The sequence below is a fragment of the Olsenella sp. An188 genome, assembly GCF_002160255.1.
GTDB classification, from domain to species: Bacteria; Actinomycetota; Coriobacteriia; order Coriobacteriales; family Atopobiaceae; genus Thermophilibacter; species Thermophilibacter avistercoris.
The window spans coordinates 21,912-33,914 of the sequence record NZ_NFKF01000008.1; the positions used below are offsets into that span (position 1 = coordinate 21,912).

Annotated in this window: 9 protein-coding genes; 1 reads left to right on the top strand and 8 read right to left on the bottom strand. The window is 71.5% G+C overall.

Features of this window, described 5'->3' with window-relative positions; all coding sequences use genetic code 11:
- Window positions 1-32: 32 nt before the first annotated feature.
- The 7 genes from B5F23_RS08590 to B5F23_RS08620 form a co-directional block, all read right to left on the bottom strand.
- Window positions 33-1,403, bottom strand: a complete 1,371-nt coding sequence (locus tag B5F23_RS08590) for a replication-associated recombination protein A (protein WP_087353800.1) — start codon at window positions 1,401-1,403, stop codon at window positions 33-35.
- A gap of 274 nt (window positions 1,404-1,677) precedes the next feature.
- A complete protein-coding gene (locus B5F23_RS08595) occupies window positions 1,678-2,925 on the bottom strand; it encodes a deoxyguanosinetriphosphate triphosphohydrolase family protein (protein ID WP_087353804.1) in 1,248 nt (415 codons plus the stop codon).
- A gap of 13 nt (window positions 2,926-2,938) precedes the next feature.
- A complete protein-coding gene (locus tag B5F23_RS08600; RefSeq protein WP_087353806.1) occupies window positions 2,939-4,324 on the bottom strand; it encodes a hypothetical protein in 1,386 nt (461 codons plus the stop codon).
- 201 nt (window positions 4,325-4,525) lie between these two features.
- Entirely contained in the window at window positions 4,526-6,340 is a 1,815-nt protein-coding gene (locus tag B5F23_RS08605) for a GNAT family N-acetyltransferase (RefSeq protein ID WP_087353809.1), read from the bottom strand.
- A 104-nt stretch (window positions 6,341-6,444) separates the two neighbouring features.
- Window positions 6,445-7,218, bottom strand: a complete 774-nt coding sequence (locus B5F23_RS08610; protein ID WP_087353811.1) for a metallophosphoesterase family protein — start codon at window positions 7,216-7,218, stop codon at window positions 6,445-6,447.
- Between the two features lie 120 nt (window positions 7,219-7,338).
- Window positions 7,339-7,890, bottom strand: a complete 552-nt coding sequence (locus B5F23_RS08615; RefSeq protein WP_241145841.1) for a very short patch repair endonuclease — start codon at window positions 7,888-7,890, stop codon at window positions 7,339-7,341.
- Complete coding sequence (locus B5F23_RS08620) at window positions 7,884-8,861, bottom strand: zinc dependent phospholipase C family protein (protein WP_087353818.1); 978 nt, start codon at window positions 8,859-8,861, stop codon at window positions 7,884-7,886. The genes B5F23_RS08615 and B5F23_RS08620 overlap by 7 nt, the downstream gene beginning before the upstream one ends.
- A gap of 174 nt (window positions 8,862-9,035) precedes the next feature.
- Here B5F23_RS08620 and B5F23_RS08625 point away from each other — a divergent pair, with 174 nt between their 5' ends.
- On the top strand, window positions 9,036-10,277 hold the full coding sequence (locus tag B5F23_RS08625) for an MFS transporter (protein ID WP_087353821.1): 1,242 nt from the start codon (window positions 9,036-9,038) through the stop codon (window positions 10,275-10,277).
- 315 nt (window positions 10,278-10,592) lie between these two features.
- On the opposite strand, the gene B5F23_RS08630 is transcribed toward B5F23_RS08625, so the two are convergent.
- A complete protein-coding gene (locus B5F23_RS08630) occupies window positions 10,593-11,651 on the bottom strand; it encodes a type IV toxin-antitoxin system AbiEi family antitoxin domain-containing protein (RefSeq protein ID WP_087353823.1) in 1,059 nt (352 codons plus the stop codon).
- Window positions 11,652-12,003: the final 352 nt, after the last annotated feature.

A 12,003-nucleotide genomic window follows, 5' to 3' on the forward strand; every position in this document is an offset into this window, starting at 1 on the left:
CCCGCGGGGGCGCCTCTCCCTGAAGTCCTATTCTACCCAAGTGGGGTCCCCCCGATTCCGGCGGCCGGGGACGGGCCCTCAGCGGCGCCGAGCGCGTCGGCCACGTCGCGCCCGATCGCCTCCTGGCGCCAGGCCTCCCAGCCGCGCGGGCTCGCGTGGTAGAAGCACCCCCGCTCGAGCCCCTCGGGCAGGTAGCGCTGCTCCACCCATCCTCCCGGGTAGTTGTGCGGGTAGAGGTAGGGGCCGTACTCGTCCGAGCCCGGCCGGTGGCGGTCGCGCAGGTAGCTCGGCACCTCGCGGCGGGGCCCGCGGCGCACCTCCTCGAGTGCGGCGTCGATGCCGGCCTCCGCGGCGTTGGACTTGGGCGCCAGGGCCACGTAGGTGGCGGCCTGCGCCAGGTTGATGCGGCACTCGGGCATGCCGATGACCTCGGTGGCCCGAAACGCGGCGTGGGCGACGAGAAGGGCCTGCGGGTCGGCGTTGCCCACGTCCTCGGAGGCGCAGATCATGATGCGGCGCGCGATGAACTTGGGGTCCTCGCCGGCGTCGAGCATGCGCGCGAGCCAGTAGAGCACGGCGTCCGGGTCGGACCCGCGCATGGACTTGATGAAGGCGGAGATGACGTCGTAGTGCATGTCGCCATCTCGGTCGTAGGCGAGCCCGCGCCGCGGGTTGGCCTCGACCACGTGCTCGCGCAGGATGGGGGCCGGCGTGCCGTCGGGCCTCTCGTCCACCATCTGGCTGGCGAGCTCGAGCGAGGTGAGGGCCGCGCGCCCGTCACCGCCGGCGAGCGTGACGATCTCGTCGGCCGCCTCGGGAGTGAGCTCGAAGGCCCCGCCCAGGCCGTCGGGAGACGCCACGGCGCGGCTGACGAGCTCGCGGATCGAGTCGTCGTCGAGGGCCGTGAGCTCCACCACGCGGCTGCGGGAGATGAGCGCGGAGTTGACCTCGAAGTAGGGGTTCTCCGTCGTGGCCCCCACGAGCACGACGGTGCGGTCCTCCACGGCGTGGAGCAGCGCGTCCTGCTGCCCGCGGTTGAAGCGGTGGATCTCGTCCACAAAGAGGATGGTGCGCCGGCCGAAGGACAGCAGGCGGCTCTCGGCGGCCTCTATCTCGCGGCGCAGGTCCTTGACGGTCCCCGTGACGGCGGAGACGTCCACGAACTCGGCGTGCGTGGTGTTGGCGATGATGCGCGCCAGCGTCGTCTTGCCCGTTCCGGCCGGGCCGTACAGGATGACCGACGAGAGCGTGTCGTGCTCGATGGCGCGCCTCAGCCAGCTGCCCGGCCCCACGGCCTTGGCCTGGCCGACGAAGCCGTCGAGCGTGGTGGGCCGCATGCGGACGGCGAGCGGGGCGTTGCTGTTTTTGCGCGCGGTCTCTATGCGCGTGAACAAGGTATCCATGGGAACGATTGTACGCCATCGCGCGGGGCGACGCCGCGAGGGGTTTGTCCCCGTGCTCAAACAGCTTCGCTGCGCGAAGAACTGCGCCGGGGACAAACCCCTCGCGGCGCACGCTCCGGGCCACGGAATCTGCTTGCGAGAAGAACGTGCGGCTTGCGGACGATTCTTCTCGCCAAAGCGTCCGGAACCTGCGCGTACGAGAGGTGCGTGCGGCTTGTGGTCGACTTGGGGACGGAAAGCGTCCGGAACCTGCGCGTGCGGGAGGGGGCCGCCGCTAGGCCCTCACGCCGTCCGAGAAGTACCCGCGGCTCGGGAAGATGCCGGCGACGTGGGGAAACGCCGCCGCGCACGTGGCCATGAAGTAGTCGTCAGTCATCGAGGAGATGAAGTCGACCACCGTCTGGTCGGGGTCCGCCTCCCAGTCGTAGGTGCGCCCGTACCAGCCCAGGCGCCGCTCGGTCGGGCGCACGTGGTGGGCAAAGATGGCCGCGGACTCGTCGCCTGCGGCAAGCGCCTCCAGCTCGTGCTCGTAGAGCTCGCCGAAGAGCTCGGCGACCTCGGCGGAGAAGTCCCCGTTGACCTCGCCGGCACCGTAGATCTTCTCGTAGTTCTCGCGCTTGGCGCGGCGCAGCTCCGAGAAGCCCTCCTCGCTCATCTCGATGCGGTCCCGGCCGGCGCTCGCCTCGACGATGTCGGCCACGAAGGCCGAGAGCGCCCAGGCGTTGTAGGCCCCGCCGAGGCCGTCGTCAAAGCTGTCCTCGGAGCAGATTCCGGCCCGGATGGCGTCCTGGCGGTCCTTGCCCACGTAGGCGATGATGTCGGAGACGCGCACCACGCAGCCCTCGAGCGTCATCGGGCGCAGGTGGGAGATCGCGGCGTCGCCCTTTGCCCAGCACGAGGCCACCACGCGCTCGAAGGTGTCGAACGTCGCGAGGCCGCTCGTCTCGAAGACCTGCTGCTCGAACTCCCCGTTGTGGGTGAGCGCGCCGTCGATGACCTGCAGGCTCACGTTGCGGCCGGCGAGCTCGTCCAGGACGCGGGCGCTCTGGACGTTGTGGAAGAACCACCGCCCGGTGCGCGCGTGGAAGACGTCGTTCAGGAAGCGCTCGCCCGCGTGGCCGAAGGGCGTGTGGCCGAGGTCGTGGCCGAGCGCGATGGCCTCGATGAGGTCGAGGTTGAGCCCGAGCGCGCGCCCGATGTCGCGCGCGACGCGCGCCACGAGCTGCACGTGGAGGCCACGGCGTGCGAGGTCGTCGTTGGCGCGGAAGGAGAAGACCTGGGTCTTGCCCGCAAGGCGGTTGTAGGCCGGGAGGTGGACGACCTTCTCGGCGTCACGCACGAAGGCGGGGCGCAGGAAGGTGTCGCGGTCGCGGTCGCACGGGTCGCGGCGGATGGCCGAGGCGTCGTGGCAGGCGAAGGGCGCGAGCGAGCCCGACGCGAGCCGCTCGGACACGACGCGCGTCGCGCGTTCGGAGAGGCGCCCGGTAAGGCCGGGCGCGAGCCTGTTGGTCAGCTCGGCCATCGCGGGACGGTCCCTAGTCGCGCACGACGAGGACGCCCATGTCGAGGCGCTGCCCCCAGTCGCCCATGACGCCCTCGTAGCCGCCGCGGGCGTACACGCCGCCGAACTTGCCGCGGAAGAGGTAGAGCCCGAGCAGGTTGCTCACGCTGACCTCCTCGCCACCACGGGCGCCCGTCGGGCTGTCGCCGCCGACGACCGCGGGGGTCTGGAAGGACGGGTCGCGGTGGATGACCACGCCGCCCTCCTCGCAGCAGGCGAGAAGGACGCGCCACCACTCGTCGCGGTCCATGCGGTCCACGCCGGCGACCGACTCGGGGGCGCGGTAGGCCCCGGCGGGACGCACGAGCCACTCGTCCTGCTCGGCGAGGTAGCGGTTGATGTCGTCGCCGTGGCGAAGGACGTGCGCCTCGGGCACGTGGGCGCGCACGAAGGCGAGCTCCTGGGCGTCGAGCACGGACTCGACGGCGTCGGAGGAGAGGACGGGGAAGAGCGCGGTCGTGGAGACCGGCCAGGTGCGGAAGCCGCCGATCACGCAGGCGAGCCCGCGGCGGGCGGCCTCGACGAGGGCGTCGACCCCGTCGCAGGGCTTCTCGAGCATCTCTCCCACGAGCGCGCGGCGGTAGACGCACACGATCGGGCCCTCGGAGTCGACGAGGCGGCGCACGCCGGCTGCCTCCTCGATGCGCAGGTCGCGGATGTCCACGAAGCGCGCGAAGACGCCCTCGTCGGCCATGCGGTCTACGAGCGCGGCGATCTCGCCCTCCGTGGCGCTCTCGGCGTAGTCCACGATGCCCACGACCGGGTGGTCGGGGTGGTGGGTGCCGGCGTCGGAGTTGGCCCACGACGAGTAGGTCTCGCGCAGGGCGTCCACGACGCCGTCGGCGAGGTCGAAGGTCTCGATGCCGTGGTGGCGCTCGGCGAAGCGGCGGTAGGCGCCGGAGAGCTGCGTGGCGCGCGTCACGTCGACCGAGGCGGTCATGCCCATGGCGCTGTCGGTGGAGACGCCGGCGAAGCGGAAGTCGCCGGTCTGCTCGTCGAACAGCACGTCGAGGCGGGCGAACGGGATCAGCTGCTCGTAGCCGGTCGGCACGAGCGCGAGCTCCTCCTCCGCCTCGGACAGGCCGAAGAGGGCGCGGAAGTCGGGGTCGGACAGGTAGCGGGCCGTGACCTTCTCCAGGATGCGCCCCATGGTCTCTGCGGCGTCGCCCAGGACCTCGAGCTCCGCGGAGCCGAGGATCTTCGGCGTGAGCGCCCAGTTGGTGGTGTCATCCTGGTTGGTGACGGGGTGGACGGACGTCAGGTAGGAGTCGCCTGCCTGGCGACCCTCCGCGTCTCCGTCAAGCTCGCGCACGATGTCGCAGAACTCCTGCTCGAGCGCGCGTCCCCTCAGATTGGCCATTTTCTGCTCTCCGATCCCGCTGGCACCCGCCGCGTGCGGGCGCACGTACGTCTCTGCGCAGCGCATTGTAGGTGTTGGCGCGGATATTCGCAAAAGCCGCGGCTCAAAAGTGCATCGCTTGTGAATCTTTGATGAAGTGCGCGCGCCGCGGGCTCGCGGCGGCCGCCCTTGGCCTACGGGGCGCGGCCGCCCGCGAAGCGCCTAGGCGACGACCCAGAACTCGTCGGCCGGACGGACCTCGAAGCCCATCGCGCGCTCGAGCGCGAGCGACGCCTCGTTGTCCGGCCACACCTCGGCCCAGGGCGTCTGGCCGGCCGCGAGGTGGCGCGCGACCTTGGCCGCCGCGAGCGCCGTCCCCCACCCCTGCCGGCGGTGGTCCTCGGCGACCTCGAGCGCTCCCATCGCGCCCTCCGCGTGCTCGCCGACAAACGCCACGAGGCGACCCGCCTCGAAGCCCCCGAGAAACGCCCCGGCGTCGAGGGCCGCCTCCAGCTCGCCGGGCGCGAGGTACTCCGCGTGCGAGTAGGACCCGCGAATCGCCCCGGCGTAGGCGCTCGTGAGCACCCGGATGTCGCGCGCGGCGCCCGCGGCCGGCGCGGGGGCGCCCTCCGGCCACACCACCACGTGGCAGGCGCTCACGTGGCGCCCCGTGGCCCGGCCGACCTCGCGCGCCAGCGTGCGCCCGCCGCAGACGAGCGTCACGCCGGGACCCGGGCCCAGGCAGGTGAGGGCGCGGCGCACCTCGCGCCGGCTCGACCCCATCACGAGGCGCGTGCCGAAGGGCAGCTCCGCCACGAGCGCGCCCTTCTCGGCGACGAGCACCTCGCCGAGCCCGCGACGCAGGCACTCCGCCACGGGAAAGCCCGCCTGGCCGGCCTTCTCGGCAAGCTCGAGCGCGCGCTCGCGGCGGGCCTCGGGCGCGTCGCGCGTGGCGTCGACCACGAAGGAGAGCCGCTCGAAGAGCATGCGGTTGCCCTCGGTGCCCGGGTGGTCGCAGCCGTCGGCGAGAAGGGCCGGCAGCTCGGCCTCGTCGAGCAGCGCGCGTGCGTCCACCACGCGCATCTGGGGGTGCTCGGCGGCCGAGCCGCGGATCATGTCGTCCACGAGCGCGGCGCAGCTGCGCGGGTGCGTGGGGTAGGCCTCCTCGATGTGCGGCGGGCAGGTGAGGACCCAGGTGGGCACCTCCGGCCAGGCCTCCGAGACCTCGTAGAGGAAGGTCCGCACGTCGCGCCCCACCATGGACGACCCGCACGGCTCGAACCGGTAGTTCTCGCCGTACTCAACGACGATGGCCGCCGGGCGCACGCGCTCGGGCAGCCCCGCGAGCGAGCCCGGCTGGAAGACCTGCCCGCCCACGCCCTGGTTCACGAGGTCCAGGCCGAGGTGGTCGGCGAGAAGCGCCGTCCAGCACCGGGCCGGGTCGCCGCACACGTAGCCCTGCGCGATGGAGTCGCCGAGCACGAGCAGCTGCTCGCGCTCGGGCACGGCCGTGAGGTAGGTGCCGTCGTGGGTGAGCCCGCGCACCGAGCACGGCGAGAGGCACGGCAGCCAGACGCGCACGTGGTGGGGCTCCCCCATGCCCGGCAGGCGCACGAGGCCGCGCTCGGGGGCGGCGCCCGGGTCCTCGAGGTAGATCTCCACGAGGTCGTCCTCGTCGGGCAGGCAGGTGGGCAGCGCGCGGCCGTCGATCACGGCCGTCACCCCGTCGTGGGGCGCGCCCGAGACGCCGGTGTGGCGCTCCACGTCCTGGATGACGGAGCGGGTGCCGCGCGGGGTCTGCCCCATGCGCAGCTCCAGGCCCACGCGCGTGGCGTCGGTCTCGAACTCCAGGCACACGCCCGCGGTGCAGGCGGCGAGCTGGCGGTAGTAGCCGGGGTGCCAGGCGCGCACGCTCCCGAGGGCGCGCAGCTGCTCCGGCGCGAAGCGGACGGGGCGGACCCAGCCGTCCCTCTCTGCGATGGTGTCGAGCGCTCCGTGCAGGAGGTCTGCGGCGCGGGCGCTGGTGGTGAGGCTCATGCTCTGTGTCTACCTTGCTGCGGTTGTGGCTCGTTTAGGGCAGCCACAATTGTCGCACACGTTCGCGCGCGTTTGCGGGCCGTCCCCAAACGTGCAGAAGCGCGTCACTCGCCGTCGCGCACGGGCTCGTAGAACTCCTCGCCGTCGTCGAGGCGCAGCACGAGCACCTGCCCGATGCCGGAGCCTCCCGCGGCGCAGCAGTCGATGTCCCATCGGTCCGCGCCGACGCGCACCATGCGCGCCCGGCCGTCGGAGGCGAGCGCCGGGCGGTCGAGGCTCGCGGCCATGCGCTCGAGGTAGGGCGTCGGCGTGTGGCCAGCCACCACGACCGGGCCGTCCCCGCCCGCGCCCGAGAGCCCCTCGGGGGCGCCCCAGAACTCCTCGCGGATCCAGGAGAGGTCCTCGGGGTCCTGGGCGTCCAGCCACGCCGCGGCGGAGGCGTCGTCCCAGGCCTCGGGCACGCGCGCGCCGAGTCGCACCCCCGCGTGCACGAGCAGGTAGCGCCGGCCGCCGACCACGGCCTGGGCCCAGCGCGGGAGGGAGCGCACCCAGTCCACGAGCTCGTTGGCCTCGTCGGCCGAGATCGCCGCGAGCCCCTCCGAGGTCGCGGCGCCCCCGTTGAGGCCCCAGTTCATGGCGGCGAGCGGGTCGCGCGGGTCGCTCAGGCACGAGACCATGAGGTCCTCGTGGTTGCCCATGAGCGCGCACGCCCCCGGCAGGGAGCGGCACACGCGCAGCACGCCCACCGGGTCGGGCCCGCGGTCGATCATGTCACCGAGGCAGAAGAAGCGGTCGCCCTCCGACGGGCTCACGCGCTCGAGGGCGCGCTCGAGGGGCAGGCGGTGGCCGTGCACGTCCGAGAAGACGTAGGTTGACATGGTCTCAGAACCCTCCTGAACGAACGGCGGCGTGCCCCTCCTCGCCCCCAGCCTAGCAGACGGCCGGCGCGCGGGGCCGCCCCGCACGGGCGAGCGGTCGCCCCGGGCGGGCGAGAAGGGCTAGCGGCGCCGCGAGCGGCGTCTCGCGCGCAGCCGCCGGAGGCGCCAGGCGCCCGGCGACCCCACCTCCACCACGCGCGGGGCGCCCATCCCCTCGCGCGCGCGGCGCACCTCCTCGACGAGCTCGGCGAGCGTCCGCTCCCGCGAGGCGCGGCGCAGGCGGCACTCCCAGACCACGATGACGGTCCAGCCGGCCGAGACGAGCAGCGCGTTGTCGCGCTCGTCCCGCTCGCGGTTGCGCGCGAACTTCGCCTCCCAGAACTCGGGGTGCGTCTTGGGGCGCGACGGGGAGCAGTGCGGGCAGCGGTGCCAGAAGCAGCCGTGGACGAAGACCGCCACGCGCCGGCCCGGGAAGCACACGTCGGGACGGCCCGGGGCCTTCTTCCAGTGCAGGCGATAGCCCGTGAGCCCCGCCTCGCGCAGCGCCGCGCGGACGAGCAGCTCGGGCTTGGTGTTCTTGCTGCGGTTGGCCTGCATCACATGGCGCGTGGCCTCGGAGGAGGCCGGCGGCGGGCTGGGGACGGCAGCGGGGCCGCCTGCGGGGGCTACCACGTACGCACGCCGTCCCTTCCCTGCGGCTCGCGCACCGCGCCCTCGAAGTTGACGTCGCGCGTGAGCTCGCGCGCGGCCGCAAGGTCGAACTCGTCTGAGAGCAGAAGCTCGTCGACCGTGGGCAGGACGCGCCCGCGGGCCGAGTCGAAGAGGTCCCAGAAGCTCGCGCGGCTCGCCTCGTGCGTGAAGGGGTTCTCCCAGCCGCGGTGCTCGCGGTTGTCGAAGTCCGAGGCCTCCTCGGCGCGGGCGCGGTGCGACATCGACCTCACCAGCGAGAAGGGCTCGCGGGTGAGCGCGCGCTCGAGCGTGCCGAGCGCGGCGCGCTTCCGGCCCGACGGCGAGTCGAACACGCGCTGCACCAGGCGGAACTCCACCACGGCCGTGGAGAAGGTGCGCGGGTCGATGGCGCGCCCGTACACCCACAGCGCCATGTAGAAGTAGAGCTTGTTGATGGCGTCGAGCGCCTGGCGCGAGGCCGCGAGCGCGTTGTCGTGCGGGCGCCAGTCCTCGACGGTCTTGCCCGTGAGCGAGTAGAGCACCATCTCGTCGATGTCACGCTCGATCTCGGCGTGAACGCGCGAGCCGGCCGAGGCGTCCAGCCCCGGCACGCCCGCGGCGCAGATCCCGTTCTGCCAGAAGTAGACGAAGGGGTGCACCGTGGAGTCGAGCAGCCAGTGGCACGCAAATCCCGCCACGTAGGCGCGCGCGATCTGCCCCTCGCGACCCTCCAGGCGCGCGGCGGCCTCGCGCATGGCGAGAAGCACCTCGGCCGGGCTCGACTCGTGCATCGCGCCCCCCAGCGGCGACCACTTGCGCATCAGCGGGTCGACGACCAGGTAGAACAGCGGGTCGGGGCCCTGGTTGCCCAGCAGGAACGCCTCCTGCTCGGCGTTGGTGCGCAGCGGGAGCAGGTCGCAGACGTCCTCGAGGACGCTGCGGCCGAAGAGGTCGTGGGTGAGAATCGCAGGCATGGCGTGACCTTTCGTTCGTCGTCGGGCGCCGCGCCGCCGCGCGGCCGCCTCACTCGATTATGCCCCAACGACGCTGCGCGGTCCTTCTCGCCGGCCCTTTTACGCAGTTCTTACCGCCGTCGGCCGCCGCTGCGACTAACATAGATATGTTGTGCAACCAAGGAGAGGACATCCATGGCAAACCAGAAGATGACCAAGGCCGAGAAGAGCTGGATCGCCTACGACGTGGGCAACTCCGCGCTCGTCCTTCTCGCCACGAGCGTCATTCCCATCTACTTCTCGTCGCTTTCCCCGGAGGGCGGGGTCGTGGTGGCGTGGAGCTGGGCCGAGACGGTGGCGTCGCTGATCATCGCGCTGCTCATGCCCGTCCTGGGCTCGATCGCCGACATGCAGGGCATGAAGAAGAGGTTCATCGTGGGCTGCGTGGGCACCGGCGTGGTGGCCACGCTGGCGATGGGCTTCGTGACGACGGCGCTGGCGTTTCTGGTCATCTACGTGATCTCGTCGGTGGCGCTCAACTCCTCGATGGTCTTCTACGACGCGCTGCTCGTGGACACCACCACCGACGAGCGCATGGACGAGATCTCCAGCCAGGGCTACGCCTGGGGCTACATCGGCAGCTGCGTGCCGTTCATCGCGTGCCTGGGCGTAGTCCTGGGCTACGAGGCGCTCGGCATCACGCTGCAGACGGCCATGCAGATCGCGTTTGCGATCACGGGCCTGTGGTGGGCGGCCTTCACGGTGCCGCTGCTCAGGAACGTGCGGCAGATGCACTACAAGCCGCGCGAGCCGCACGCCGTCAGCCGCGCGATCCGCGGCCTCGCCGGGACGCTGCGCGAGATCTGGGCGAACCGCGCGATCCGCTACTACATGATCGCGTACTTCTTCTACATCGACGGCGTGCACACGATCATCAAGCTCTCCACGAGCTACGGGACCGACCTCGGGATCGACTCCACCCAGCTCGTGCTGGCGCTTCTGGTGACGCAGTTCGTGGCGTTTCCCTCCGCGATTGCCTACGGGCGGCTGTCCGGGAGGTACGGCACGCGCCGCATGCTGCTGATCGCCATCGCGGCGTACTTCGGCATCACGCTCTTCGCGGCCTTCTTCCTGCGCTCGGCCGTGGAGTTCTGGTTCCTCGCCATCCTCGTGGGCATGTTCCAGGGCGGCATCCAGGCGCTCTCGCGAAGCGAGTTCGGCAAGCTGGCACCCAAGGACCGCGCCAACGAGTACTTCGGCTTCTTCGACATCTTCGGCAAGTACGCCGCCATCCTCGGCACGTTCCTGGTGGGCACGTTCACGGCGCTCACCGGCAACTCCAGCATCGGCGTGCTCTCGATCGCGATGCTTTTCGTGGTCGGCTTCTTCATGATGCTGCGCGTGCCGGAGGGCGCGGAGGCGAGCTCGGGCGAGTAGGCGTCCCTGACAGCCGGCCGGCAGACCGTCCGGAAGCCGCATGTCGTCGAGACTGGCGCGGCTTCCGGACGGTTTTTCTTTGCGGGGCGTCCGCGCGCCGCACGTTTCCGGGATACGCGCAGGTTATGGACGGTCTGCCGAGAAGAACCGACCGGAAGCTGCGCGTACCTCGGGAACGTGCAGGTCCCGGACAGTCTGGGGCCCCGTTTCGACCGCAACCTGCACGTACCCGCAGAACGTGCAGGTTGCGGTCGGTTCTTCTCGCCAAGGCGTCCGTAAGCTGCACGTACTTCTCGCCGGCGAGAACCGTGCCCATCACCTCCGGTTGCGCCGCAGGGCCTCCCAGTCGGGGACCATCGGGGTCCCCTCCGGCAGGGCGAGCGGGCCGCCGCGCTTGGGGACGCCGTACTCGTCGAGGATCGCGGCAAACTCGGCGGGCCGCTCCGTCACGGGAAACCCGAACCGCATGAGCGACACGTCGTAGAGCGAGAAGCGCGACCCGCGGACGTTCTCGTCGGAGAGCACCTCGCCCAGATCGCGCCCGCCCATCATCTCCTCCTCGGTGTACTTTAGCCTGCCGTCGAGCTCGCCCAAGATGACGAGGCCGTCGGCGCGCACCCAGCAGAAGTCGGCGCGATACGGCTCCCCGCGCTCGATGACGCAGGGCACCTCCACCTGCAGCTCGGGCCGCACGTACCCGAGCAGCAGCATGCGCCCGCGTGCGATCGACTCGCCGCCGTTCTCGCTGCGCGGGTCCGCCCAGGCAAGGGCCGCAAGGGCCCGACGCGCACCGCGGCGTCGGGGCGCCATCCTCTCCGCGTGCTCGGCGAGCTCGTCCCCGCAGACGGCACCGACCCTGAGCGCCGAGTCTATGACGCCCAGGCCATGGGGGAAGTCGGTCCAGCGCAGGCAGTCGAAGACCGTCTGGAGCGGCGGCGTCACGCGCAGGCCGCCCGCCTCCTCGATCCCTCCCCCCGGCTCGCACGATTCCAGAACGGGGTGCCTGACCAGCGGTCCGGCGTTCGAGCCGCCGCGAAGCGCGGGGACGGCCACGTGCGTGTCTGCGATCAGCGCATCCGAGACGTCGATACCGTGGGCGAGCGCGGCGGTCGGCCCGCAGAAGACCCAGTCGGGGTGGAGGGTCTGGAGACCGCGGGCAACCCACAGCGCCCGCTGGGCGGGCTTGAGGGAGTCCCATGCCTCCGCGTCGACGAAGAGCCCGCGCCCGGGCGACAGGACCGCGCCGTCCGCGACCCTCCTCGAGAGGGCGCGCCGAATCCTTTCCGCATCATCCCCGGACGGCACGTAGCAGCTCCCCCGCTGCGCGGCACCCAGGAGCAGCTCGCCGATTCTCTCGTCTACGACATGGCTCATGGCACATCCCCTCCCCTTCTGGCGTGAGGGGATTCTTCCACGTCCCATCGGAAGCGGTTTGCAACATTATGTTAGCCATTTACAACGTGATGCCATTCCGGGAGACGCGAGCGATGGAGCCTCAGGCAGGACACAACATGGAGTTGCGTGGAAGAGAACGGTAAGCTCCGTGGAAGGTTCGCGAACGGCACATGGGGCCCGTGAGCGGTAGCCGGCGCGGCCCACGGGGGCGAGAGGAACCGTCCGGAACCTGCGCGCACTCCTGGAACGTGCAGGTTGCGGACGGCTCTTCTCGCCAAGGCGACCGGAAGCTGCACGTACGTCTTGAACGTGCAGGTTGTGGACGGTCTGA

Coding starts and splice junctions, on each gene's coding strand:
- B5F23_RS08590 (WP_087353800.1), bottom strand. CDS start 1,403: ATGGATACCTTGTTCACGCGCATAGAGACCGCGCGCAAAAACAGCAAC.
- B5F23_RS08595 (WP_087353804.1), bottom strand. CDS start 2,925: ATGGCCGAGCTGACCAACAGGCTCGCGCCCGGCCTTACCGGGCGCCTC.
- B5F23_RS08600 (WP_087353806.1), bottom strand. CDS start 4,324: ATGGCCAATCTGAGGGGACGCGCGCTCGAGCAGGAGTTCTGCGACATC.
- B5F23_RS08605 (WP_087353809.1), bottom strand. CDS start 6,340: ATGAGCCTCACCACCAGCGCCCGCGCCGCAGACCTCCTGCACGGAGCG.
- B5F23_RS08610 (WP_087353811.1), bottom strand. CDS start 7,218: ATGTCAACCTACGTCTTCTCGGACGTGCACGGCCACCGCCTGCCCCTC.
- B5F23_RS08620 (WP_087353818.1), bottom strand. CDS start 8,861: ATGCCTGCGATTCTCACCCACGACCTCTTCGGCCGCAGCGTCCTCGAG.
- B5F23_RS08625 (WP_087353821.1), top strand. CDS start 9,036: ATGGCAAACCAGAAGATGACCAAGGCCGAGAAGAGCTGGATCGCCTAC.
- B5F23_RS08630 (WP_087353823.1), bottom strand. CDS start 11,651: ATGAGCCATGTCGTAGACGAGAGAATCGGCGAGCTGCTCCTGGGTGCC.